General features: G+C 72.9%; 19 protein-coding genes. 8 read left to right on the top strand and 11 right to left on the bottom strand.

The window, feature by feature from the left end; genetic code table 11:
* Positions 1-267 precede the first annotated feature (267 nt).
* The 3 genes from ACGFIM_RS29930 (at position 268) to ACGFIM_RS29940 (ending at position 7,257) form a co-directional block, all read left to right on the top strand.
* Positions 268-2,106 (top strand): GTP-binding protein, encoded by a 1,839-nt coding sequence (locus ACGFIM_RS29930; RefSeq protein ID WP_393206770.1) that lies wholly within the window; start codon positions 268-270, stop codon positions 2,104-2,106.
* A 486-nt stretch (positions 2,107-2,592) separates the two neighbouring features.
* Positions 2,593-5,760: a PDZ domain-containing protein gene (locus ACGFIM_RS29935; protein ID WP_393206773.1), complete on the top strand. Its 3,168-nt coding sequence runs from the start codon at positions 2,593-2,595 to the stop codon at positions 5,758-5,760.
* Between the two features lie 159 nt (positions 5,761-5,919).
* Entirely contained in the window at positions 5,920-7,257 is a 1,338-nt protein-coding gene (locus tag ACGFIM_RS29940) for a glycosyltransferase family 4 protein (RefSeq protein ID WP_393206776.1), read from the top strand.
* Between the two features lie 32 nt (positions 7,258-7,289).
* Here the strand turns inward: ACGFIM_RS29940 and ACGFIM_RS29945 are convergent, their stop codons facing one another.
* The 3 genes from ACGFIM_RS29945 to ACGFIM_RS29955 form a co-directional block, all read right to left on the bottom strand.
* Positions 7,290-8,210 carry a S1C family serine protease gene (locus tag ACGFIM_RS29945; RefSeq protein WP_393206779.1) on the bottom strand — a complete coding sequence of 307 codons (921 nt, stop codon included), beginning with the start codon at positions 8,208-8,210 and terminating at the stop codon, positions 7,290-7,292.
* Between the two features lie 184 nt (positions 8,211-8,394).
* Positions 8,395-8,754, bottom strand: coding sequence for a fluoride efflux transporter CrcB (crcB, locus tag ACGFIM_RS29950; RefSeq protein WP_393206782.1), 360 nt, complete (start codon positions 8,752-8,754; stop codon positions 8,395-8,397).
* The gene (locus tag ACGFIM_RS29955; RefSeq protein ID WP_393206785.1) at positions 8,751-9,206 is read right to left on the bottom strand and encodes a CrcB family protein; all 456 of its coding nucleotides are present in this window, start codon (positions 9,204-9,206) and stop codon (positions 8,751-8,753) included. Before ACGFIM_RS29955 ends, crcB begins: the two co-directional genes overlap by 4 nt.
* 72 nt (positions 9,207-9,278) lie before the next feature.
* Between ACGFIM_RS29955 and ACGFIM_RS29960 the strand changes: the two genes are divergently transcribed.
* Positions 9,279-9,995, top strand: coding sequence for an HNH endonuclease family protein (locus ACGFIM_RS29960; RefSeq protein WP_393206788.1), 717 nt, complete (start codon positions 9,279-9,281; stop codon positions 9,993-9,995).
* Between the two features lie 4 nt (positions 9,996-9,999).
* On the opposite strand, the gene ACGFIM_RS29965 is transcribed toward ACGFIM_RS29960, so the two are convergent.
* Positions 10,000-10,839, bottom strand: a complete 840-nt coding sequence (locus ACGFIM_RS29965; RefSeq protein WP_393206791.1) for a GDSL-type esterase/lipase family protein — start codon at positions 10,837-10,839, stop codon at positions 10,000-10,002.
* A gap of 218 nt (positions 10,840-11,057) precedes the next feature.
* Here ACGFIM_RS29965 and ACGFIM_RS29970 point away from each other — a divergent pair, with 218 nt between their 5' ends.
* On the top strand, positions 11,058-12,287 hold the full coding sequence (locus ACGFIM_RS29970) for an isochorismate synthase MenF (protein ID WP_393206794.1): 1,230 nt from the start codon (positions 11,058-11,060) through the stop codon (positions 12,285-12,287).
* Positions 12,288-12,385: 98 nt separating this feature from the next.
* Here ACGFIM_RS29970 and ACGFIM_RS29975 read toward each other — a convergent pair whose 3' ends face one another.
* Complete coding sequence (locus tag ACGFIM_RS29975; RefSeq protein ID WP_393206797.1) at positions 12,386-13,006, bottom strand: YigZ family protein; 621 nt, start codon at positions 13,004-13,006, stop codon at positions 12,386-12,388.
* A gap of 81 nt (positions 13,007-13,087) precedes the next feature.
* On the opposite strand from ACGFIM_RS29975, the gene ACGFIM_RS29980 reads away from it, so the two are divergent.
* From ACGFIM_RS29980 to ACGFIM_RS29990, 3 genes are all read left to right on the top strand, one after another.
* Positions 13,088-13,495, top strand: a complete 408-nt coding sequence (locus ACGFIM_RS29980) for a hypothetical protein (protein ID WP_393206800.1) — start codon at positions 13,088-13,090, stop codon at positions 13,493-13,495.
* A 204-nt stretch (positions 13,496-13,699) separates the two neighbouring features.
* Positions 13,700-15,724: a hydantoinase/oxoprolinase family protein gene (locus tag ACGFIM_RS29985; protein ID WP_393206802.1), complete on the top strand. Its 2,025-nt coding sequence runs from the start codon at positions 13,700-13,702 to the stop codon at positions 15,722-15,724.
* Positions 15,721-17,349 carry a hydantoinase B/oxoprolinase family protein gene (locus tag ACGFIM_RS29990; protein WP_393206805.1) on the top strand — a complete coding sequence of 543 codons (1,629 nt, stop codon included), beginning with the start codon at positions 15,721-15,723 and terminating at the stop codon, positions 17,347-17,349. The genes ACGFIM_RS29985 and ACGFIM_RS29990 overlap by 4 nt, the downstream gene beginning before the upstream one ends.
* A 210-nt stretch (positions 17,350-17,559) precedes the next feature.
* Here ACGFIM_RS29990 and ACGFIM_RS29995 read toward each other — a convergent pair whose 3' ends face one another.
* The 6 genes from ACGFIM_RS29995 to ACGFIM_RS30020 all read right to left on the bottom strand — a co-directional run bounded on the left by ACGFIM_RS29995 (position 17,560) and on the right by ACGFIM_RS30020 (position 24,432).
* Positions 17,560-18,432, bottom strand: a complete 873-nt coding sequence (locus ACGFIM_RS29995; RefSeq protein WP_393206808.1) for a metallophosphoesterase family protein — start codon at positions 18,430-18,432, stop codon at positions 17,560-17,562.
* A 36-nt stretch (positions 18,433-18,468) separates the two neighbouring features.
* Positions 18,469-19,983 (bottom strand): PucR family transcriptional regulator, encoded by a 1,515-nt coding sequence (locus ACGFIM_RS30000; RefSeq protein WP_393206811.1) that lies wholly within the window; start codon positions 19,981-19,983, stop codon positions 18,469-18,471.
* On the bottom strand, positions 19,980-21,014 hold the full coding sequence (locus ACGFIM_RS30005; protein ID WP_393206814.1) for a DUF917 domain-containing protein: 1,035 nt from the start codon (positions 21,012-21,014) through the stop codon (positions 19,980-19,982). Before ACGFIM_RS30005 ends, ACGFIM_RS30000 begins: the two co-directional genes overlap by 4 nt.
* Positions 21,002-21,949, bottom strand: coding sequence for a hypothetical protein (locus ACGFIM_RS30010; RefSeq protein ID WP_393206817.1), 948 nt, complete (start codon positions 21,947-21,949; stop codon positions 21,002-21,004). Before ACGFIM_RS30010 ends, ACGFIM_RS30005 begins: the two co-directional genes overlap by 13 nt.
* Entirely contained in the window at positions 21,946-23,256 is a 1,311-nt protein-coding gene (locus tag ACGFIM_RS30015) for an MFS transporter (protein WP_393206820.1), read from the bottom strand. Before ACGFIM_RS30015 ends, ACGFIM_RS30010 begins: the two co-directional genes overlap by 4 nt.
* 201 nt (positions 23,257-23,457) lie before the next feature.
* Positions 23,458-24,432, bottom strand: coding sequence for an alpha/beta hydrolase (locus ACGFIM_RS30020; RefSeq protein ID WP_393206823.1), 975 nt, complete (start codon positions 24,430-24,432; stop codon positions 23,458-23,460).
* Positions 24,433-24,674: the final 242 nt, after the last annotated feature.

Here is a 24,674-nt window from a genome sequence, read left to right on the forward strand (position 1 = left end):
CGGGCGAGACGCCGGAGCGGCCAAGCGGGTCGGACCCGGGGCGGGCGGCCGGGGGCGCCGGGGCGGCTGGGGCGGGTGCATGGTGCGGGTGGGTCGGCGGCGGGGTTCTGGGCAAAGGGGCGCGCGGAAAATCGTTGGCGGCGGATGCGGTGCGGGTGGCACCATGATCGACGCACGTGTCCGCCGATGATCAGGAGTTCGAGATGAGGTGCCACGGAATCTCCCAGCGCCCTGTTAGCTCGAGAGTTTTCCGAGGCTTCCTCACGTATGCATATCCTGAACATCGGCATCCTCGCGCACGTGGATGCGGGCAAGACCAGCCTGACTGAGCGGCTGCTCTACGAGACCGGCGTCATCGACCGGCCGGGCAGCGTGGACGACGGCAGCACCCAGACCGACACCGGCGAGATCGAACGGCGCCGCGGCATCACGATCCGCACCGCCGTGGCCTCGTTCACGCTGGGCGACCTGCGGGTCAACCTGGTGGACACGCCGGGGCACGCCGATTTCGTCGCCGAGGTGGAGCGGGCGCTCGGCGTGCTGGACGGCGCCGTGCTGGTGCTGTCGGCCGTCGAAGGGGTGCAGCCGCACACCCGGGTTCTGATGCGGACCCTGCGCAAGCTGCGCCTGCCGACGCTGATCTTCGTGAACAAGATCGACCGGGCGGGGGCGCGCGAGCACGACCTGTTGGACGAGATGCGGCGGCGGTTGTCGCCGTCCGTCGTGCCGATCACCACCGTCGAGGGGATCGGCGGGCGCGGCGCCGTCACCCGGCCGCTCGCCTCGCTGCGGCCCGCCGCAGAGGTGCTGGCCGAACGCGACGACGCTCTCCTGGAGCTGCTGGTCGAGGGCGGCGAGCCGACATCCGGCCAGGTACGCGCGGCGCTGGCCGGGCAGTGCGCGGCCGGGGAGGCGTACCCGGTGCTGTTCGGCTCGGCGATCACCGGGCAGGGCGTGGCCGAGCTGCTCGACGGCATCGCCGGCCTGCTCCCCTCCGTGGCTCAGCCGGAAGAGGGAGGGCGGCCGCGCGGGCTTGTGTTCGCGGTCGAGCGCGCCCCGTCCGGGGAGAAGGCGGCGTACGTACGGCTGCGCGCGGGCGCACTCCGTACCCGCGAGAAGATCGGCTTCTACCGGGACGGGACGCACGCCTACGACGGGCGGCTGACGGCGCTCACCGTGGCCGGTGCGCCGCAGCGGCGGACGGCGCTGGCCGGCGACATCGTCAAGGTGCAGGGCGTGCCGGAGATCCGGGTGGGCGATCACCTGGGCGGGCCTGGCCCGGCCGGGCAGGCGCACTTCACGCCGCCCAGTCTGGAGACGGTGGTGCGGGCGCGCGTCCCCGGCGAGGAGCCGCGGCTGCATGCGGCGCTGCTCGCGCTGGCCGAGCAGGACCCGCTGATCGGCACGCGCACGCTGGCGAGCGGCGAGACCTCGGTCCTGCTGTACGGGGAGGTGCAGAAGGAGGTCATCGCCGAGACCCTGGCCAGGGAGTACGGGGTGGAGGCGACGTTCGAGCCGAGCCGCCCCGTCTACTTCGAACGTCCCGCGGGCACCGGCGAGGCGCTGGAGGAGATCAAGCGGCACGGCCCCAACGAGTTCATGGCGACGGTGGGGCTGCGGGTGGAGCCGGCGCCGCCGGGCACGGGGGTGCGTTACCGGCTGGAGGTCGCGCTCGGCTCGCTGCCGCTGGCGTTCCACCAGGCGATCGAGGAGAGTGTGCGCACGGCGTTGCACGAGGGGCCGCAGGGCTGGCCGGTCACCGACGTGACGGTGGCGGTGACGAGGACCGGCTACTACGCGCCGGGCACGGTGGCGGCCGACTTCCGCGGCCGGACGCCGAGGGTGCTCGCGGAGGCGCTGCGCCGGGCGGGCACGATCGTGCACGAGCCGTGCCACCGGTTCGAGGTGGAGGTGCCGCTGGAGACGTTCGGCCCGGTCACGGCGCAGCTCGCGGCGCTGGGCGGCGAGCTGCGCGAAACGTGGCGGCGGACCGATACGTGGCTGCTGACCGGGGAGATCCCGGCGGCGGCGGTGCACGTCTTCGAGCAGCGCCTGCCCGGCCGTGTCGCATGGCGAGGGGGTGTGGTGGTCGGAAGCGGCGGGTGATCGGCCGGTCCGCCATCCGGCCCCGGCCGCGCAGCCGACCTGACCCGCCCGGAACGCCGGCCATCGGCCGGCCTCCCATCCGGACCGGGCGCGCCCCCGGCGGCGGTCCGGTGAGGGTCGCACGTGGGTGTTCGCGGCCGATACGGCTGCGTGGTCGAGGCGTTACGAAGAGTACATAAGAGGCATGTCGGGTTTCGTCGCTCGATGGGTATTAAGGGGCGTGGTGCACCAATCCGGTGCGCCACGTCCGTACAGGGGGGATGATCCTCATGGCTGACACGAAGAAGAAACCCGCGGCCAAGTCCGGCAAGTCCAAGAAGCAGGCCATCAAGTCGAGCCGGCAGGCCAAGGAGACCAAGCGGGAGACCAAGCCGACCGGCGAAGAGTGATCTTCCGGGCAGCCCTCGCAGGCTGCCCGTCCGGTGAGGTGATCGGACGGCCGAGGCGGGGGGCCTCGACCGTCCGATCGACTGTGAGGCTGCGCTCATGTCGGCTTACCTGCGTTTCCCCGCCGTGTTCCAGGACGTGGTGGTGTTCGCCGCCGAGGACGACCTGTGGATGGTCTCCGCGCAGGGCGGCCGCGCGTTCCGGCTGACCGCGGGACTGGCCGAGGCCGGCTATCCGCGCATCTCGCCGCGCGGCGACCAGCTCGCGTTCGTGGGACGCGAGGAGGGCCCTGAAGAGGTGTACGTGATGCCGGCCGGCGGCGGCGCGGCCCGCCGGGTGACCTACCACGGCGCCCGCTGCACGGTGACCGGCTGGGATCCGGAAGGGCGCATCCTGTACGCCAGCGACCAGGGCCAGCCCTTCGAGGGACGCAAGTGGCTGCACCGGGTGGCGCCGGGCGGGGTGCCGGAGCGGCTGCCGTACGGGCCGGCGAACTCGATCGCGTACGCGCCCGACGGCAAGATCGTGCTGGGCCGCAACACCGCGGACCCGGCGCGCTGGAAGCGCTACCGCGGCGGCACGGTCGGCGACCTGTGGATCGACCCGACGGGGGACGGCGAGTTCCGCCGCCTGATCCGGCTGCCGGGCAATCTGGCCTCGCCCTGCTGGAGCGACGGCCGGGTGTGCTTCATCTCCGACCACGAGGGCGTCGGGAACGTCTACTCGTGCACCCCAGAAGGCGACGACCTGCGCAAGCTCACCCATCACGACGACTATTACGCCCGCAACCTGTCGGGCGACGGGCATCGCCTGGTCTACCACGCCGGCGCCGACCTGTACCTGCTGGAGCCGGGCGAGCCGCCGCGCCGGGTGGACGTGCGGCTGGCCAGCTCCAGGACGCAGCGCAACCGCAGGTTCGTCGACGCCGCCGAGTACCTCGACAGCGCCACGCTCGGCCCCGACGGCAGCACGGTGGCGATCACGACGCGCGGCAAGGCGTACGGGATGGCGAACTGGGAGGGCCCGGTACGGCGCTACGGCTCGCCCGACGGGGTCCGCTACCGCTTCCTCACCTGGCTGAACGACGGGGTCAGGCTCGTCGCGGCGGCCAGCGACGACGGCGACGAGGAGCGGCTGGTCATCCTGGAGCCGGGCAAGGTCGGGGACCTGCCGAGCGGTGACGACCCGTACGCGGGCCCCGGTGCCGAGGTGGCCCGCCTGGGGCGGATCAACGCCCTGGTGCCCGATCCCGTCCACGACCGGGTGGCGATCGTCAACCACCGCCACGAGCTGCACCTGCTCGACCTGTCCCAGGGCCGGCCGGTGCTGGTGGAGGCCAACCCGCACGGCGCGCCCGAGGATCCCGCGTGGTCGCCGGACGGGCGGTGGCTTGCGTACGCGAGCCCGCTCAACGCCCAGACGACCGCGATCAAGCTGCACCATCCGGAGACGGGCCGCACGGTCCTGGCCAGCGAGCCGGTGCTGAAGGACTCGGCGCCGGCCTTCGACCCCGAGGGCCGTTACCTGTACTTCATCGGCCGGCGCGTCTTCTCCCCCGTCTACGACCAGCTCCAGTTCGACCTGGGCTTCCCGCTGGGCACCCGGCCGTACGCGGTGGCGCTGCGCGCGGACGTGCCGGACCCGTTCGTCCCGGTGCCGCGCCCGCTCGCCGAGGACAAGGACGACGGCGACGACGACAGAGGAGATGGGGACGATGGGGGCGGTGAGCCGCTGCGGATCGACCTGGACGGGCTGGCCGGGCGGGTGACGGCTTTCCCGCTGCCGGAGGGCCGCTACGAGCAGGTGGCCGGGCTGCGCAAGGGCAAGGCGCTGCTCCTCAGCACCTCGCTGGAGGGCGAGGGCACGCTGCACCTGTTCGACTTCGCCAAAGGCGAGAGCGAGACGTTCGCCGAGGGCGTCACCGCGTTCGAGCTGGGCCGCGACCATCGCACGCTGCTGTATCGCGCGGACGACCGGCTGCGGGTGGTCAAAGCCGGGGAGGTGCCGGGCGACGGCGACGCGCCGGGCCGCGACACCGGCTGGATCGACCTGTCGCGGGTGAAGGTGCCGGTCTGCCCGGAGGCGGAGTGGCGGCAGATGTTCCGCGAGGCGTGGCGGCTGCAGCTGGAGAACTTCTGGACCGAGGACATGGCCGGCGTGGACTGGCCGGCGGTGTACGACCGCTACCTGCCGCTGGTGGATCGGGTCACGACCCGGAGCGAGTTCTCCGACCTGCTGTGGGAGCTGCACGGCGAGCTGGCCACCAGCCACGCCTTCGAAAGCGGCGGCGAGTACCGTCCTGGCCCGGACTACACCCAGGGCAAGCTGGGGGTGGACTGGGAGCTCAGGGACGGCGTCTACCACATCACGTCGATCGTGACCGGCGACCGGTGGGATCCGAAGGCGACCTCGCCGCTGAACCGGCTCGGTCTCGACGTGCGGCCGGGCGACGCGGTGCTGGCGATCAACGGCGCGCCGATCGGCCCCATGGCCACCCCGAACGAGCGGCTGGTCAACCAGGCGGGCGAGGAGGTCGAGCTGACGCTGCGGCGCGGCGACCGGGTGTTCACGGTCACCGTACGCGCGCTCGCCGACGAGCGCCCGGCCCGCTACCGGGACTGGGTGAACGGGAACCGGGCCCGCTGCCACCAGCGCTCGGGCGGCCGGGTGGGCTACCTGCACGTGCCCGACATGGGGGCCGAGGGGTTCGGGGAGTTCCACCGGGGATTCCTCGCCGAGTACGATCGCCACGCGCTCATCGTGGACGTGCGGTTCAACGGCGGCGGGCACGTCTCGTCGCTGCTGCTGCAGAAGCTGGCCAGGCGGCGGCTCGGTTACGACTATCCGCGGTGGGGCGCCCCGGAGCCGTACCCGCCGGAGTCGCCGCGCGGCCCGCTGGTGGCGGTGACGAACGAGTGGGCGGGTTCGGACGGCGACATCTTCAGCCACACCTTCAAGCTGCTCGGCCTCGGCCCGCTGGTGGGCAAGCGCACGTGGGGCGGGGTGATCGGCATCTGGCCGCGCCATCGGCTCGCGGACGGGACGGTGACGACGCAGCCGGAGTTCTCGTTCGCCTTCGACGATGTGGGCTGGCAGGTGGAGAACTACGGCACCGACCCGGACATCGACGTGGACATCACGCCGCAGGACTACGCCAGGGGCGTGGACACGCAGCTGGAGAAGGCGATCGACGTCGCTCTCGAGCTGCTGGCCGAGCATCCGCCGCACACTCCGGACCCCCGGCACCGGCCCGGCATGCAACCTTAGTCATCTTCATGGCGTCTAACGATCATAGGAGGGGAAAGCGCATAAAACGTGAACAATGCGCACCCCGCCGATCATGATCGGGCCGGTGGCGAGGCGTAGGTCCTCACCACCGGCGATGTGTGTGTACAGCTCATTGGCGGCTGATAGGAGATATGACTGGTGCGCGCACTCGCACGCAAGGGCAAGTCGGCGGTGGGCCGGCTGTATCGGGGGTACAACAGACGTAAGGCACGCACCGCACCGCCGCCCTCGACGAGGCGGATACGCATCCTCCTCCTGCACGCGCACGGCATGGGCGGCACGATCAGGACGGTGTTCAACCTGGCCTCGTACCTGGCCGGCAGGCACGAGGTGGAGATCGTCTCGGTGCTGAAGGAGGCCGAGCACCCGTTCTTCCCGATCGACCCGCGGGTGAAGGTCCGTTTCCTCGACGATCGCCTCGAGCCGAGCCGCGATCCCGTACGGGCGCTGCTGTCGAAGCTGCCGAGCCGGCTGATCCCCAAGGAGGAGTCGGCCTACCACCGGTTCACGCTGTGGACCGACCTCAAGCTGGCGCGGTTCATCCGCTCGCTTGACGACGGGGTGCTCATCGCCACCCGTCCGGGGCTCAACCTCGCGATGGCGCAGCTCGCGCCGCCCGGCGTCATCACGATCGGGCAGGAGCACGTGGCCCTGGCCACCCAGCCCGAGCCGGTACAGGAGCTGATCAAGTGGCGCTACCGCCGCCTGGACGCCCTGGTCACGCTCACCAAGGCGGACCTGAACGACTACCGCGAGACGCTCGCCAAGCAGCCGCGCAAGCTGGTCCGCATCCCGAACGCGGTGCCGCCGATGGGCGGCGAGGTGTCGAAGCTCGACGCCAAGGTGGCCGTGGCGGTCGGCAGGATGACCCGCATCAAGGGCTTCCACCGGCTGATCGCCGCGTGGGAGACGGTCGCGCAGGCGCACCCCGACTGGACGCTGCGCATCTACGGGGCGGGACCGCAGGAGGAGAACCTGGCCAGGCAGATCGCCGAGGCCGGGCTCGAAGGCAAGGTGGAGCTGCCAGGGCCGACCACGGACGTCGGCGCCGAGCTGGAGAAGGCGTCGATCTACGTGATGAGCTCGCGCCACGAGGGCTTCCCGATGACGATCCTGGAGGCCATGGCCAAGGGGCTCGCCATCGTCAGCTTCAACAGCCCGCACGGACCCAAGGAGATGATCAAGAACGGGGTGGACGGGCTGCTGGTCAAACCGCGGACGAACGCCAACCTGGCGGCGGCCGTCATCCGCGTCATCGAGGACGAGCGGCTGCGGCGCGATCTGGGGGCGCGGGCGCTGGAGACCGCGCAGAAGTACGACCTGCAGGTGATCGGGAAGAAGTGGGACAAGCTGCTCGCCGACCTGCTCGCTCGGCGCGAGGCCCGCTATCGCAAGCGGACGGGGGCCGGCCGGACTCCCCGGCAGCGGCCTCCGGAGCAGCCGGCCGAGCAGCCCGCCGAGCCCGCCGCCACCTGACCCCGCCGGGCCGTGCCGCCGCCCGGCGCGGGTCAGACGCCGGTGCCGGTGAGCTCCACCGGCTCGGCGATGACGTCCACCAGCGCCCCGTTGCGGTGCACGGTGATGGGCAGCGGCCGCCCGATCGCGTCGGCGAACATCAGCCGCTGCAGGCTCTGCGCGTCGCTCACCGGCGTACGGCCCGCGCTCAGCATCAGGTCGCCGGCGCGTAACCCGGCGCGCTGGGCGGGCGAGCCGGGCACCACCTCGACCACGCGCAGCGCCCTGTCCTGCCCGGTGCGCCGCCGCAGCGGCTCGGGCAGCGGGGCGGGCGTGGTCACCAGGCCGAGGAACGCCCGTCTGACCCGGCCGTCCCTGATCAGCGCGGCGATGATGGACCTGGTGGTCGCGTTGACCGGCACGGCCAGGCCCACGCCGACCCCGGCGACCGCCGTGTTGATGCCGACCACCCGCGCGTGCGCGTCGGCCAGCGCCCCGCCCGAGTTGCCGGGGTTGAGCGCGGCGTCGGTCTGGATGACGTCCTCGATGAGCCGCATGCCGGCGCCGCTGCGGGCGGGCAGCGAACGGCCGAGCCCGGACACCACTCCTGCGGTGACCGATCCGGTCAGCCCGAGCGGGTTGCCCACGGCCACCACGAGCTGCCCCACCACGAGGCCGTCGCTGTCGCCCAGCTCGGCCGGGGGCGGGGTGGGGGTCTGCGCCCTGATGACCGCGAGGTCCGACAGCGGGTCGCGGCCGACCACCTCGAAGCCGCCGGAGACGCCGTCGGCGAAGGCGACGGTGCCGGTCCTGGCGCCGCCGATGACGTGCGCGTTGGTCAGCAGGAACCCGTCGGCGGTGAACACCACCGCCGACCCGCTCCCCCGGCCGGCCCGTACGCCGGCCACTTTCGGCAGCAACTCGGCCGCCACGGACGACACGACGCGAGAGTAGGCGTCGAGGGGATCGGCCATCACGCCTCCACGAAATGATTACGTGCTTACACGGTAACTCCGGAAGGCAACACAGGCAGAAATCCAGACATTTCCGAACCGGCGGATGCCGCAGGCGGGGGCTACGAGCGGCAAGGCGGCCCACACCGACCGACGGGGCACGCCGGTCGGCGGGTCAGCGAGAGGCCGCAGCGAACAGACCGGCTCAGGTGATCGCCTGGGCGATGGCCATGCCGCAGTAGGCGGCGCCGAGCCCGGCGGCCACGCCGGCCACCGCGTTGGCGACCGCGTGGAAGCGGGCACCCTCCTCCAGCAGGCGGACCGTCTCGTACCCGAACGTCGAGTACGTCGTCAGCGCCCCGCAGAACCCGGTGCCCGCGAGCGACATCACGCCGTCGCCGAGCGGCAGCGCGGCCAGGAAGCCGAGAAGCGCGGAGCCCGCGACGTTGACGGCCAGCGTCCCCCATGGGAAGGACGTGTCGTGGCGCGCCTGCACGGCCCGGTCGGCCAGATAGCGCAGCGGCGCGCCGAGAGCGGCCCCGAGCGCGATCAGCAGCGGCGTCATCGGGCACGCACTCCGGCCACCCGCCGGGTCAGCCGCACCCCGGCGGCCACCGCGAGCAGCGCCGCCGCCAGGGTCGCCCCGAGGTAGACGAGGGCCGTCGCCGGCGCACCCGCGGCGACCGTCCGCTGGGTGTCCACGACGTACGTGGAAAAGGTCGTGTAGCCGCCGAGCACCCCCACGCCGAGGAACGGCCGCACCAGCCGGTGCGCCGTGCGGACCTCGGTGATGACCACCATGAGCACCCCGATGAGCAGGCAGCCCGACACGTTGACCAGGAACGTCGCCCACGGGAACCCGCCCGGCGCGGCGGGCAGCGCCGTCTGCACGCCGTGGCGGGCCAGTGCCCCCAGCGCCCCGCCCGCGGCGATCACCGCGAGCACCGGCCAGTGGAGCTCGGCGCGCTGAGCGGGAACGTGAAGATCGACATCCGGATCGATAGGACGATCAGTCACATAACCCTCCCCGTGTCGTCACGCGGCGGGCCGGGAATCTCTCTAGACAACCCGGAGCTCATGGAGGCTTGCTTGAGCACCAAGGACGCGGTCGCCGTCCTCGCCGGAGCCATCATCGTCGCTTCTCTCGTCAGCACTGCGAAAACCCCTCAGGCCGCCACCGCGGCAAGCCCGCTGGGCAACATCACGGGCACGCTGCCCGGACTGGCCCCTATCATCTCGAAGTCCGACAAGGCCGAGGCACGCGGGATCATCAAACGCCTGCGGACGAAGGGCTTCGGCCCGAACACGGGGTACGCGCGCACCCGTTTCGGCGACAACTGGGCCGACTCGGCCACAGGGGTGCCGTACGCGCGCAACGGCTGCCGCACCCGTGACGACCTGCTGGCCCGCGACGGGCGGAACGTGAAATTCCGCAAGGGCTCGGACTGCGAGGTCGTCTCCATGGAGCTGACCGACCCCTACACGGGCCGCGTCATCCACTGGCGGAAGAAGAACGCCGACGAGGTGCAGGTCGACCACGTGGTGCCGCTCAACTACAGCTGGCGCATGGGAGCGCCGCGCTGGCCGATGTCCAAGCGGGTCGACTTCGCCAACGACCCGCTGAACCTGCTGCCGGTCTACGGACGGGCCAACGAGCAGAAGAGAGCCTCGGGCCCGGCGAGCTGGCTGCCCCCGAGGCGCGGCATACGCTGCGCGTACGTGACCCGCTTCGCGCAGGTCGCGCTCAAGTACGACGTGCCGGTCCGCCCGGCCGACAAGAAGATCATGCTGGCACAGTGCCGATGACCGCTCAGCGCGGGTCGAGCCAGCGGAAGCCGCGCCGGTAGGTCTGCTCGGCCAGCACCCGCTGTCCCTCGGAGTTGGGGTGGAAGTAGTCCCAGCGGCTGACGTGGTCGAGCGTGAACGGGTAGCCGAAGACCGCTCCCCCGTCGGTGCGGCAGGAGGGGCCGTAGGCGGCGCACGCCGCGGCGGCGGCCCTGTTGTACGCGATGACGCGGGCCCGCACCCTGGCCCGGCGCTGCTCGTCGGCGCGGCGGGTGGAGGCGGGTTTGGCCAGCATCGACTGGCAGATGCGGCCCGCTCCCCAGAACGTCCTGGCCAGCGCGCTGGACTTGCCGATCTGCCACAGCCGCCGCAGGTCGGGGATGCTGGCGAAGAACACCCTCGCTCCCGGCATGCCGGCGCGCAGCTCGGCGAGCGCGGCGTCGATGCGGCGGCGGTAGGTGGCGACCGGCGTCATCCGTTCCTCGGTGCGGACACAGGCGTCCTGCGCGCCGATGAGAATCGTCACATAGTCGGCCTTGGCGGCGACCGCCTGCTTCACCTGGCCGAGCAGGTCGGCGCTGGTCGCACCCGGCTTGGCGAAGTTCAGGTTGTGCTTGTCGAGCGAGCCGGACATCTCCGACAGCCGCAGGTAGTGGCTGTTGACGGTCTTGTTGTCGCCCGTGGACCAGGAACGGGCGGTGCAGGAGACGTACCAGCCGCAGGCGTTGAACCCGGTCGAGATGGAGTCGCCGAGCGCCGCCATGACCTGGGGCACCGGCTGGGCGATCGGGGCGGCTTGCACGGCCGTACCCGAGGCCGTGAGGACGACGGCGGCGGCGAGCACGCAGCCCGTACGAGCGATCATGGGCACCAACGTAGGGACGCGATCACCCGCCTGCCATGATCTCGGGACGCGTACTACCTGTTCAGGACCGAGTTCATAGGGCGGCTTGACAGCCGCAGCCGGCCCCCGCCGCCCCATGCACCGGGCCGCAGCCCGCTCTTTCCGTGTCCTTTAGCGGTAACAGTGCATTCACGGGGGTCTGAGTCGAACGTGTTCAGTTCCCGCATAGAGTGTCTTGAGTGAGTGTCGCGCTCGGAACAACCCGCCCGCTGCCGGTTCGCACAACCCCTGTCGGCGACCCCGGTGACCTGCTGGCTTCCCTCCCCGACACGGCCCCGTACGCATGGGTCAGGAACGGCGAGGGCCTCGTCGGATGGGGTGAGGCCGCCAGGGTGGCCGTCCCCCCGGGCCCCGGGCGCTTCGCCTGGGCCCGCAAGTGGCTGTCCACCGTCCTCGGTGAGGCCCAGGTCGACGACTCCGTACGCACGCCCGGCTCCGGGGCGGTCGCCTTCGGCAGCTTCACCTTCGACGAGGACGCCCACGGCTCCGTGCTCGTGGTGCCGAGGGCCGTGCTGGCCCGCCGGGGCGGCCGGGCGTGGCTGACCACGATCGGCGAGTCGCCGCTGGAGACGTTCACGCCCATCCGCGACCCGGGGCGCATCAGCTACGGCGACGGCAGCCTGTCGGCCCCCGAGTGGGAGCACGTCGTGGCGCAGGCCGCCAAGCGCATCCGCGAGGGCGAGCTGGAGAAGGTGGTGCTGGCCCGCGACCTGGTCGCCACCGCGGAGCGGCCGATCGACGTGCGGCTGCTGCTGACCCGCCTCGCCCGCCGCTACCCCGAGTGCTACACGTTCTCGGTCGCCGGGCTGGTGGGCGCCACGCCCGAGCTGCTGATCCGCCGCACCGGGCAGGAGATCGAGTCGCTGGTGCTGGCCGGCACCACGCCGCGCGGCACCGACCGGGCCGACGACCTCGCGCGCGGCGCGGCGCTGCTCGCCTCGGCCAAGGACCGGCACGAGCACGAGTGCGCGATCGCCTCCGTACGCCAGACGCTGGCCCCGCTCTGCTCGTCGCTGACCACGCCCGACGAGCCCGAGCTGCTGGTGCTGCCCAACGTGCAGCACCTCGCCAGCCACGTCACCGGGCGGCTGGCCGACGGTGCGTCGGTGCTCGACGTGGTGGCCGCCATGCACCCGACGGCGGCCGTCGGCGGCACCCCCACCCACACCGCCATCCAGGTCATCCGTGAGCTCGAGGGCATGGACCGCGCGGGCTACGCCGGTCCGGTCGGCTGGATCGACGCGCACGGCGACGGCGAGTGGGGCATCGCGCTGCGCTCGGGGCTGATCCAGGGGCGGCGCGCCCGGCTGTTCGCGGGCGGCGGCATCATGGGCGACTCCGACCCGGCCGCCGAGCTGGCCGAGGCCCAGGCGAAGTTCCGCGTGATGCAGTACGCCCTGGAGGGCTGACCGCACGCCGGAGAAGCGGTGCCGAAGCCGGAGCGCGCAGGCAGCGTGGAGGCGCGGGCGCCGGGCTGCCGGTTCAGGGCGCGCAGCGACGTGGCGGGTCAGGCCGGGACGTGGAGGCCGTCGCCGAGCTCGACGCGGGCGCGCCCGGCCGTCAGCGTGGCCACCCAGTCGGTGAACGCCTCGACCTCGTCCTCCCCCACCGCGACGGCGAAGGTCACCTCGGCGGCGTACGTGACGTCGCGCACCGCGTAGCGGGATGCCCGCAGGTCGTTCTCGACCCGCCCGGCCTGGTCGTGCGCGACGGAGACGTGGACGAGCCTGGCCGGCACCATCCGTACGGGCTCGACCCGGTCGAGCGTCTCGGTGACGGCCGAGCCGTAGGCGCGTACGAGCCCGCCCGCGCCCAGCAGGATGCCGCCGAAGTAGCGGGTCACCACCGCCACCACGTCGCTGAACCCCCGGCCCACGAGCGCCTGCACCATGGGCGTGCCCGCGGTGCCGCCGGGCTCGCCGTCGTCGTCGCCTTTCTGGATGCGCTCGCCGATCACGTAGGCGGTGCAGTTGTGGGTGGCGTCGGCGTAGAGCCTGCGGCGCTCGGCGATGAACGCGTTGGCCTCCTCCACGCTGCGCGCCGGGGCCAGCGCGCAGATGAAGCGCGAGCGCCGCGCCTCGGTCTCGTGTTCGACGACGGTGTTCAACGTGAGGTACGGGGCTGGCACATCCGACAGATTACGCCCACGCCGGACCGCCCTCGCGCGAGCTACCATCGCGTCGATGCCGTCAGGACCGGGAGGGGTCTCATGGACAGTCCGGAAGACGTCACGCCCCACGAGACCGTACCTCACGACACCGGGCCGCACGGCGCTGAGGCCCACCGGACGGCGGTCGCGGTCATGCCGTACGCGACGGCGGCGATCGACGCCTACGGCACCGGTGTGCTGGCGAGGACCCGCGAGCTGGCCTCGGACGCGCCGATGGCGCGGGGCGCGCGCATCCTTCAGCGGATCTTCGGCCGCGGCGACGCCGCCTCCCGCGAGGTGATCGGCGCGGTGGCGACCGCCAAGCCCGACGACGAGAGCCGCCGGACCGCGCTGAGGCTGGCCATCACGAAGGAGTTCCGCGCCGACCCGCTGCTGCGCGCCGAGGTGGCGGCCATGCTGCCCGGCACGCCCGCGCCCGCGAGCGCCGGACGCGACGCCTCCCCCTGATCTACCGGCCCGCCGAGCCGCCGGCAGGACGGCGCCTCCTCCCTGATCTCCCGAGCCGCGGGCGGCGTCTTCCCCTGGCTTGCCGAGGCCCACCGCCTCGCCCTGACCGGCGGCGCCCGCGCAGGGGCGCTCTGCACTTCCGCGCGGCTCAGGTTGTGCGCGACGCCCAAGATCGCGCGATCGGCGTTACATACCGTTCACATCATGAGTTATCGCGTCGCCATGGACATCGGCGGCACCTTCACGGACGTCGTCTGCTACGACGAGCGTACGGGTGCCGTGACCGCGTCGAAGGCGCCCACCACCCCGGGCGACCTCGCGGACGGCGTCTTCGCCGCGCTGGGCCGGGTGGTCGGCGACCCCTCGGAGATCTCGTTCTTCGTGCACGGCACCACCCAGGGTCTCAACGCGCTGCTGGAGCGCAAGGGTTCGAGGGTGCTGGTGCTGGCCAGCGAGGGCGGGCGCGATGTCTACCGGATCGCGCGCGGCAACCGCGACCGCATGTTCGACCTGCGCTATCGCAAGCCGGAGCCGCTGGTGCCGCGCCGCCACGTGATGGAGGCGGCGGGCCGGCTGGACTACCGGGGCCACGAGCTGGTCCCCCTCGACGAGGACGCGGTGCGCGAGGCGGCCAGGCGGGCGCGCGACGAGCGGTTCGACGCGGTGGCGGTGTGCCTGCTGTTCTCGTACGTCAACCCGGAGCACGAGGTGCGGGCGGGCCGGATCCTGCGCGAGGAGCTGGGCGACGACGTCCAGGTCGTGCTCTCGCACGAGGTGGCGCGCGAGTGGCGCGAGTACGAGCGCACGTCGTCGTCGGTGCTGGAGGCGTACACCGGGCCGGTGGTGCGCCACTATCTCGCGGGCATCGAGCGGCGCTTCGCCGAGCGCGGCCTTCGCGTGCCGGTGCACGTCATGCAGTCGTCCGGCGGGCTGGTCAACGCCGCGTACGCGATGCACCGGCCGCTGCAGACGCTGCTGTCGGGCCCGGTCGGCGGCACGATGGGCGGCGTGGCGGCGGCCCGGCTGCTGGGCAGGGAGAACGCCATCTGCATCGACATGGGCGGCACCTCGTTCGACGTGTCGCTGGTGGTGGACGGCAGGCCGGACGTCAACGCGGAGGCGCGCATCGAGGGCCACCCGGTGCTGATGCCGATCGTCAACCTGCACACGATCGGCGCGGGCGGCGGCTCGATCGCCTGTACTGAGGCGGGCGCGCTGCGCGTCGGTCCCCAGTCGGCGGGCGCGGTGCCGGGACCGGCCTGCTACGGCAGGGGCGGCACGCAGCCCACGGTCACCGACGCGAACGTGGCGCTCGGCCGGGTGGATCCGTCCTGGTTCGCGGGCGGGCTGCTGACGCTGGACGCCGAAGCGGCCGGCGCGGCGGTGGCGGATCTGGCCGGTGAGCTGCGGCTCGACCCGCTGCAGCTGGCCGAGGGCGTCTGCGCGGTGGCCAACGCCAAGATGGCGCAGGCCATCCGTACGCTCACCGTGGAGCACGGGCTGGAGCCGCGCGACTTCGCGCTGGTCGCCTTCGGCGGCGCGGGCCCGATGCACGCCGCGTTCATCGCGCAGGAGCTCGGCATCTCGGAAGTGGTGGTGCCGCGCTTCCCCGGCGCGTTCTCCGCCTGGGGGATGCTGCAGGCGGACGTGCGCAGGGACCTGACCGACCCGTACTACCGGCCGCAGGAGAGCCTGGACGGCGGCGACATGTCGCAGCGGCTGGTGTGGCTGGAGCGGGAGGCGCTGGCCGCGCTCGCCGCGCAGGGCGTGCCCGAGGACCGGCGCCGTGTCGAGCACGCGGTGGAGATGCGCTACGAGGGTCAGGACTACACGCTGACGATCCCGCTGCGCGACGCCACCGAGCCCGCCCAGGCGGGTTTCCTCGAGTGCATCGCCGCCCGCTTCGCCGAGGCGCACACCGGCCGGTACGGGCACGCGACGCCGGAGGCGCCGGTGGAGTTCGTCATGCTGCGCAGCACCGGGTTCGGCTCCTTCCCCCGCGCCGCCGCCCCCGAGGCGGGCGCCGCGGGGCCGCAGGAGGTCGGCGTACGGGATGTGATCTTCGACGGCGAGGTGCACCGCACGCCGGTGCTGCGGCGCGCGGGCCTGAGCGGCGAGCTGGAGGGGCCGGCGATCGTGGTGGAGGAGACCGCGACCACGGTGATCCCGCCGGGCTGCCTGGCGAGCGTGGACGGCAACGGTTTCCTCATCGTGAAAGTGGACAAGTGATCGACCCTGTCACCACGGAGATCATCCGCTGCGCGTTGCTGCAGGCGGCGGAGGACATGAACACCACGCTGATCCGCAGCTCCTACACCCCCGTCATCTACGAGGCCAAGGACTGCGCGGTCGCGCTGCTCGACCGCGACCACAACGTGCTCGGCCAGTCGTCCGGCCTGCCGATCTTCCTCGGGAATCTGGAGGTGTGCACCCGCGAGACCGAGCGCCGGTACGGGCGGGACGTGTGGCGGGAGGGCGACGTGTGGGTGCTCAACGACTCCTACATCGGCGGTACCCACCTCAACGACGTCACCGTCTACGGGCCGATCTTCGCCGGCGGCGAGCTGGCCGGGTTCGCCGCCTCGCGCGCCCACTGGCTGGACGTCGGCTCGAAGGACCCCGGCGGCTCCATGGACTCCACCTCGATCTACCAGGAGGGCCTGCGCATGGGCCCGGTCAAGGTGTACGAGGGCGGCGAGCCCTGCCGCGACCTGCACGAGGTGATCTTCCGCAACGTGCGCTTCCCCCACGCCACGCTGGGCGACCTGCGCGCCCAGGTGAGCTGTGTGCTGACCGGCCGGCGGCGGCTGAAGGAGATCGTCGATCGGTGGGGCCTGGACACGCTCGCCGAGGCGCGCGAGCAGATCTACGACCAGACCGAGCGCATGGAGCGCGCCGCCATCGCAGCCATCCCCGACGGCGTCTACCGGGCCTCGGGACTCCTCGACAACGACGGCATCGACCTGGACACGCCGCTGCCGGTCACGGTGGTGATCACGGTGTCGGGCGACTCGATGCACGTGGACCTCACCGACTGCGCCGACCAGGCCACCGGCCCGGTCAACTGCGGCGCCGCGCAGGCGGTCGCGGCCGTACGGGTCGGCTACAAGCTGCTGCTCTCCGGCGACGTGCCGCTCAACGGCGGCTCGTTCCGCCCGCTGACGGTGCGCACCAGGCCGGGCTCGATGCTGGCCGCCGAGTCGCCGGCCGCCTGCCAGTACTACTACTCGCACCTGGGACTGCTCATCGACCTGGTGGTCAAGGCGCTGGCCCCGGTGCTGCCGGACAAGGCGGCGGCCGCGTCGTACGGCGACTCGATGATCGTGCAGTTCACCGGCACCGATCCGCGCACCGGCAAGCCGTACGTCTCGCAGGAGGCCACGGTCGGCGGCTGGGGCGCCTGGGAGGGCGGCGACGGCGAGAGCTGCCTGATCAACAACGTCAACGGCTCGCTGCGGGACATGCCGATCGAGGTGCTGGAGACGCTGTTCCCGGTCCGCGTCACCCGCTACGAGATCCGCCCCGGCACCGGCGGGGCGGGCCGCTGGCGGGGCGGCAACGGCGTGGTGCGCGAGTACGAGTTCCGCGCCGACGGCGCGCTGTCGCTGTGGTTCGAGCGGTCGGTCACGCCCGCGTGGGGGCTCGCCGGCGGGGGCGACGGCGCGCCGCCGCGCGTCACGCTCAACCCCGGCACGCCCGGCGAGCGGCGCCTGCTCAAGGTGAACGCGCTGCCGGTCAAGGCCGGTGACGTGCTGCGCTGCGAGACGGGCGGTGGCGGCGGCTACGGCCCGCCCGAGCTGCGGGCGCCCGAGGCGGTGGCCGAGGACCTCGCGGAAGGCATGGTCACCCGATAGCCCTGCCGCCCGGCCCACCCGCGAAAACTTCGTCCGGCGGACCGGCCCGCGAAAGACCTGCCCGGCGGACCCACCCGCGAACCCGCCCGCATGAGACTCGCCCGCCGTCCCGGTGCGTTCCCCTGGCATCGGGGCGGCGGGGCGAAGAGACCTCGAAGCAGGCCTCGGCGCGGTGCTTTCCCCTGCCACCGGGGCGGCGGGCTCAGGCGATCAGGGGCGATCCGGTGTTCCTGAGGGCCGCCGGTCCGGCAGCACGTCGCGCAGCAGCCGCCGGTTGCCGGGGCGGGGCTTCCACTCGCGTGGGTAGCCGAGCGACACCTCTTCGAAGCGCACTCCGTCGTGGCGGGTGACGCGCGGGATGTGCAGGTGGCCGTAGATCATCGCGGCGGTGGGGTGGCGTACGTGCCAGTCCTTCGTGGCCGTGGTGCCGCACCACTGGGCGAACTCGGGGTAGCGCAGGATGTCGGTCGGCTGGCGTACCAGGGGGTAGTGGTTGACGAACACCAGCGGCACGTCGTCTTCCAGCGCGGCCAGCCGGCGCTCGGTGATCGCCACGCGGGCCCGACACCAGGCCTCGCGGGTGGGATAGGGGTCGGGGTGGAGGAGGTATTCGTCGGTGCAGACGACGCCGGTGCTGTGGGCGTAGGCGAGTGCGCTCTCCTTGGTGGTGTGGCCCGCGGGGAGGAACGTGTAGTCGTACAGCAGGAACAGCGGGACGATCCGCACGGGGCCGCCCGCGCCCAGCCATAAGGGGTAGCCGTCCTCCGGCGTGAGCACGCCCAGCTCCCGGCACATGCGCACCAGCTCGTTGTAGCGGGCGACGCCGCGCAGCTCGGGCGGATCCCCTGGCGAGGTCCACAGCTCGTGGTTGCCCGGCACCCACACCACCCGCTCGAACCGGCCGGCCAGCAGGCCGAGCGCCCAGCGGATGTCGTCGAGCCGCTCACCGACGTCGCCGGCCACCAGCAGCCAGTCGCCCGGTGAGTACGGTTTCAGCTCTTCCACGATGGCGCGGTTCTCCGGGTAGGCGACGTGCAGGTCGCTGACCGCGAGCAATCTGCCGTCGGGCTGGGGTTCGGGCAACGAGGGTCTCCTTTCCTGCCGCTGACTAAGAGGATGTCATGCCGGCGTGGCGTGCGGCGTACCCGATGATCTCCGTACGACGTGGCATGCGAGTTGCAAGGCGAGCCGCGTGGTGGGGTCGTCGAGGTCGAACCCGGCGGCCTTGATCCGCTCCAGCCTGGTGGTGATCGTGTTGCGGTGGACGCCGAGCCGTTCGGCGGCGCGCAGCGCGCCTCCTTCGTCGAGCACCGCGGCCAGGGTCTCCAGCAGCGTGCCGTCCTTGTCGACGGCCAGCAGCGGGCGCAGCACGACCGCCGCGGGGGCCTGGAGCCCGGCGACCGGCAGCGCACCGAGCAGTTCGGCGGGGCCCATGCGGTCGGCCCGCGCGACCGTGCCGGGAGCGGCGACGAACGCCGCCGCCTGCGCGCCCAGCAGCGACTCCTCCGCCGCGGCCAGCCCGTTCACCTGGGTGCCGACGCCCGCGGCGGCCGGCCACGGCATGGCGGGCAGGCAGCGCCGCAGCCGCTCGGCGACGTCCTGCGGGGGCAGCGCCGACCAGCCGGCCCAGCCGCCGCCCCGCACGAGCACCGGCACCTGTCCGAGCGCGGCGGTGATGAGCACGGCGGCCGATGCGGGGTCGGCCTGCGGCGGGGCGCCGTCCTCGGTGTGCGGGCGCACGTGGTAGGCGGTCAGCGGGCCCCGGACCGGCCAGCCGAGCGCGACGGCCGCCGCACACTCCTCCTGCTCGCAGTCCGCGTCGGCGGTGGGCTGCTTGGCGGCTTTGAGCAGGCGTTCGGCGAGCGATGCCTGCAGCGCGAACTCGCGGGATGCGTGCAGCCGCTCGCTTGCCGCCCATGCCGTCAGCGGCGCCACGGCGAGGTCCAGCACCGTGCGCACGACCGCGGGCCAGCCCGGCGAGCGCGAGGTGCCCGACGCCACCAGCCGGCCCAGCGACTCGCCCGCCGGGCCGGGCACCTCCACCTCGGCCGACCAGCGGCCGCGCCCCGACGACGGCTCGATGGCGTCGCGGCGGCCCGCGAGCGGCAGGCCGTACCGGTCGAGGAAGGTTACGGCGGTGCCGGGCAGTTCGGCGTTCAGCACGCCGAGCACCCGCCGCGCGGACGGGCCCGCCTCCGCCAGCCGGGTCGCGCAGCGGGCCACGAGCTGGGTGCGCGCCGCGTCGGGGCGGGAGGCCGCCGAGGCCACCCGCAGCGCGACCAGCAGCGGGTCCTCGTCCACGAAGACCAGCGTGACGCCGAGACGTTCCGCGAGCACCTCGCCCGAGTGCTCGCTGAGCCCGCCGGAGGGCGCGATGACGCAGGCGGCGGCCTGCTCCCAGGCGCGGCGCATGGCCATCTCGACCGCCCATCCGCCGCCGGCCGCGGACCCGGTCAGCACGACCGCGGTGTGCGGCGCGACGGTCGCGAAGACCGACAGCTCGTCGACGATGCGCACGCCGCGTACGGGGTGCTCGCCCGCGCCGTACATGCGGGCCCCGGCCAGCGGTCCCGCGTTGACCAGCTCCGCCACCGTGACGGGGGCCTCCCAGCCGGCCGTGCGCACGCCGCTCACAGCGGGATCCCGAACGCGCGCGGCCCACCCAGGGCCAGGCCCCGCTCGGAGTGCCACACCGGCGCCGCCCGCACCACCATGATCTCCACCTCCAGGCCGGGCTCGGCTTTGTCCACGTCCACCACCATGCCGCCGCTGGTCGAGATCATGCAGATCTGGTCCGGTACGGTCGCCACCACGGCGCCGTCCGCGAGGGCCAGCACCACCTCGTTGTGCGCCTCCAGGCGTACCAGGCGGCGCAGACCGTCGGACTCGCGGATCACGATGGACGACGGCTGCGACGGCAGCCCGACGGCGGGGCCCTGCCCGGTGCCGCCCTCCACGGCGAGGATGCGGCCGCGGCACAGCGTGCGCGCGCCGTACGGGGCGGCCGCCGAGCGCGGCACGCCGGGCTCGCCCGCCCGCATGAGCAGGCTCACCGTTCCCGGCACCACGACCCCGGCCAGGTCGCGGGCGGTCATCGGGTAGCAGGCGGCGACCCCCCAGCCGCCGACCGACAGCACGACGGGGCGCAGCAGCTCCTCCACCCGATCGGCGGCGGTCTCCAGCACCACCAGCTCACCGGAGCCGCCGGCCAGCGCGAGCGGCGCCACGTTCACCCCGCCCAGCGTGTACGTCGTCTGCTCCACCAGCGGGAACACCCGCCCGGTTCCGTCGCCGTCCACCAGCGGCACGCCCAGCCCCGCGGCCGTGATCAGCGGCATCAGCGCGTTCTCGGCGGCGAGGTTGAGCGCCGCGATCGCGCCGACCCGCTCGCCGAGCCGCCGTTCCAGGGCGCGCACCGCCCGCTCGGGCTCGTCGCCCTCGGGGATCTGCTCGCCCAGCGCGGTCATCGAGCCGACCAGCGTGATGACCGCGCACCAGGTGCCGGCGGGCAGCTCGTCCGCGGAGACCAGCTCGACGCCGTCTCCGATGACCGCGCACGCCCAGTCGAGCGACAGCCGGTACGCCGACTCCGCCGCCCCCGTGGCGAGCACCCGCGACCCGGCCGAGAAGCGGTGCAGCCCGTCGCGGTCGATCAGCCGGGCCACAGCCGCCCGTCCGCGGTCACGCGCACCCGGTACAGCCCGTCGGGCAGGTACGACAGCGGGTTCACCGTCGTCTCGGCGATCTCCGCCGACCCGGGCGCGGCTCCGGCGCTGACCACCCGGGTCAGCGCCTCGTCCCTGGCGTCCTGCAGCACGCGCTCCAGCTCGGCCCTGCCGCGCGCCTGCACGATCCGCTCCACCAGCGCGACCGGCCGGCCGAGCGCGGCGCCGTACGCCGCCGCCACCCCGTCGGAGACGCCGGGCCCCAGCTCGGCGCGGCCCCGCTCGCGGCTCGCCGTCGCGCCCAGGTCGCAGGCCAGCGGGAAGCGCCGGAAGTAGCTCGCCGACACCAGCCCGCCGTCCGTCCGCGCGAAGTAGGCGGGCACGCCGGGCAGCTCCCGCGCAACGTCGTCGGCGATGCGGGCCGCCTCCGCCGACAGCGCGGCGTTGCGGACGGCCTCGGCCTCCCGCTCGCGCAGCCCTGGGTGGCCGAACTCGTACGACAGCGTGATGCGCGCCTGCGGCACCTCCGCCATGATGATCGCGGCGACCTCCAGCTCGTGCTCGGGCAGGACGGGCGACCCGGTCGCGGTCACGGCGAAGTCGAGCAGCCCGCAGCCGGCCGCGAAGCGCCGGACGGCCTCGGTGTCCAGCGGTGCGAGCCGTCGCCCCGTCAGGCCGTGGCCGCCGCGCACGATGGTCGCCACGCCGGGATCGGCCACGGGGCGCAGCGCCTCGGGGCACGGGCCGCCCACCCGGATGGCGGCGACCGGGGCCACCGGGGCGCCGGTGAGGTCGAGCGCCACGCACACGCGGGCCGCCGTGCGCGCCACCGCCCGCGGGACCGGCCAGATCGGCCCGCTCTCGCCGGCCGCGACCAGCACGGGAGCGGGGCCCTGCCCGCCCGCCGCCGTGTCGAGCGCGACGCCGAGGATCACTCCAGCTCGCGTCCTTCCGTCTCGGGCAGCGGCAGCGCGAGCAGCGCCGTGGCCACCAAGAACGCGTTGATGATCAGCATGGTGGCGGTGAAGCCCGTGGCCGCCGCGAGCAACGCGCCCACCGCCGCCGGCGCCACGGTGGTGGCGACGAGCTGGGCGGCCGTGGCCCACGAGTAGCCGGTGCCGCGCAGCCTGGTCGGGTAGAACTCGCCGTTCCAGGTGTTCCACACGCCCCAGGCGCCGAGGCTGAAGAACGACAGCACGAAGTTGCCGAGGTACAGGCCGGTCGTGGAGGAGGCGGTGGCGAACCACAGGCCGCCCAGGGCGGCGGCGGCCACGTACGCGAGGAAGACCTTCTTACGGCCGTAGCGGCCGGTCAGCAGGGACGCGCTCACGTAGCCGGGGATCATCATGAGCGCGCTCAGCGCCGCGAACCCGAGCGAGGCCGACAGCGTCAGCCCGCGCTCCTGCAGCAGCGTCGGCAGCCATGTCTGCAGCCCCCAGTAGCCCCAGTTGAAGACGAAGTTGAGCGCCAGCATGACCACGGTGATGCGGGCGAGACCGCCCTTGAACAGGCCGAGCGGCCGGCCGGCGCGCTCGCCCGCCACGGTGAAGGTGGCCCCTGCGGCGGGGCTGCGCAGCTCGCGCAGCACCGCGCCGGCCTGCTCCTGCCTGCCCCGCGCGGCCAGCCAGTACGGCGACTCCGGCACCCATCCCCGTACCGCGAACGCCCACAACCCGGCCGCCGCGCTGGCGATCACCACCACGTGCCAGCCGAGGTCGCCGAGGAGCACGGCCGCGCCGATGGCGGCCAGCATGCCGATGGGCCAGCCGATCGACAGGTAGACCGCCGCCCTGCCCCGGTGCCGGGTCGGCAGCAGCTCCAGGAAGTACGGGAAGGTGATCGTGTAGATGCCGGCGAGCGCCAGCCCCGAGGCCACCCGCAGCGCCACCAGCACCCCGGCGTTCGGGGAGAAGGCCGAGGCCAGCGCGAGCACCCCGTACGCCAGCAGCGACCAGAACGCGGTGGGCCGGCGGCCGATCCTGTCGGCCGCCGGCCCCCACACCAGGACGCCGGGGATCATCCCGAACGCGACCGCCGACAGCACCACGCCGATGCCGGCCTCGCCGATCCCGAGCTTCACGCCGAGGTCGCCGGAGACGTACACGAGGGCGAGCTGCTCCCACGACTCGATGACGAACGCGACGAACAGCGCGAGCCCGATGAGCACGTGCCGGCGGGTGAACGGCATGTGGTCGAACGCCGCCCCGATGGGCATCGTCCGCGCAGCACCTGCGGCGGTCATGTAAACTCCTTAATGGACGGAGTTAACCTCACTTTTACGTGGAGTTAACAAGAGGGGAGCTGTGCGACCAGCTCCCCTGAGGTCCGCCCCCGCTCTGAGATGACGCGGACCGCCCCGGCAGGGCGGCCCGCCCGCCGGTCTCTCGCCCGGGTGTCAGCACCATCCGGGAGAGGCACCGGCCAGAGCATCACGGCGTGCGCCTTACCGCGAGGTCTTCAGCCACTCGCGGAGCTTGCTGGTGGCGAGCTCCAGGGCGCCCTTGGCGGCGTTGGTGTTGCGCAGCGTGTCCAGCATCACGAAGTCGTGCACGATCCCCTCGAAGCGCACGGCGGTCACGTCGCCGCCGGCCTCGCGGAGCTTGGCGGCGAACGCCTCGCCCTCGTCGCGGAGCACGTCGGCCTCACCGGTGATGACGACCGTGGGAGGCAGGGTCCGCAGCTGCTCGGCGCTGGCCCGCAGCGGCGAGGCGTGCGGGTTGGCCCGCTCCTCCGGGTCGGTCGTGTACTGGTCCCAGAACCACTTCATACCCTCGCGGTGCAGGAAGTAGCCGGTGGCGAACTGCTCGTAGGAGCCGGTGTCGAAGTTCGCGTCCGTCACGGGGTAGAACGCGAGCAGGCCGCTCAGCTCCACGTCACCGCGCTCCTTGGCCATGAGGGCCAGGACGATCGACATGTTGCCACCGACCGAGTCGCCGGCCACGACCACGCGGGAGGCGTCGAGGCCCTTCTCGGCGCCGTGCTTGACGACCCACTGGGCGGCGGCGTAGTTCTGCTCGATCTGCGTCGGGTACTTCTTCTCCGGCGCCCGGTCGTACTCGACGAAGACGACGGCGGCGTTGGAACGGACGGCCAGCTCGCGGACGAGGCGGTCGTGGGTGTTGGCCGAGCCGAAGACCCAGCCGGCGCCGTGGATGTAGATGATCACCGGGAGCGTGCCGGTCGCACCCTTCGGCTTGACGATCCGCACCGGCACAGAACCGGTCGGGCCGCCCTCGACCGTGATCCACTCATCGTCGATCTCGGGCTTCTCGACGCCCTCGCCGGACTGGACCTGCTCAACCGTCGCGCGGCCCTGCTCGACCGGGACCTGGTAGAGGAAGGGCGGGTTCGCGGTGGCCTCAACAAACTCCTGAGCGGCCTTCTCCAGAACGACTCGGCCCGTCGCGGTCGTGGTCATGACGATCACACCTTTCTGTCGTGTTCGGCATGTTCGATGTCTTCTGCCTGCCTTAAGCCATGATCGATCGCGAGATCATCCCAAATGTTGGCCAAATCACTCCTGGCAAAGCCTGTAAATCCCGGGCTTTTCGTAAAGATCCAGGTCAGCGATGGTGTGGCGTGACGCAGACCACACTGGCGTAATTCACGGCAGAGTGACGTACACCACACTGAATATCAATGTTCAGCGTGATGCACGCC

Source organism: Nonomuraea sp. NPDC049309, assembly GCF_043196965.1.
GTDB classification, from domain to species: Bacteria; Actinomycetota; Actinomycetes; order Streptosporangiales; family Streptosporangiaceae; genus Nonomuraea; species Nonomuraea fastidiosa.

Coding starts and splice junctions, on each gene's coding strand:
- ACGFIM_RS29980 (WP_393206800.1), top strand. CDS start 13,088: ATGGACAGTCCGGAAGACGTCACGCCCCACGAGACCGTACCTCACGAC.
- ACGFIM_RS29930 (WP_393206770.1), top strand. CDS start 268: ATGCATATCCTGAACATCGGCATCCTCGCGCACGTGGATGCGGGCAAG.
- ACGFIM_RS29965 (WP_393206791.1), bottom strand. CDS start 10,839: ATGATCGCTCGTACGGGCTGCGTGCTCGCCGCCGCCGTCGTCCTCACG.
- ACGFIM_RS29985 (WP_393206802.1), top strand. CDS start 13,700: ATGAGTTATCGCGTCGCCATGGACATCGGCGGCACCTTCACGGACGTC.
- ACGFIM_RS30015 (WP_393206820.1), bottom strand. CDS start 23,256: ATGACCGCCGCAGGTGCTGCGCGGACGATGCCCATCGGGGCGGCGTTC.
- crcB (WP_393206782.1), bottom strand. CDS start 8,754: ATGACGCCGCTGCTGATCGCGCTCGGGGCCGCTCTCGGCGCGCCGCTG.
- ACGFIM_RS30020 (WP_393206823.1), bottom strand. CDS start 24,432: ATGACCACGACCGCGACGGGCCGAGTCGTTCTGGAGAAGGCCGCTCAG.
- ACGFIM_RS29945 (WP_393206779.1), bottom strand. CDS start 8,210: ATGGCCGATCCCCTCGACGCCTACTCTCGCGTCGTGTCGTCCGTGGCG.
- ACGFIM_RS29935 (WP_393206773.1), top strand. CDS start 2,593: ATGTCGGCTTACCTGCGTTTCCCCGCCGTGTTCCAGGACGTGGTGGTG.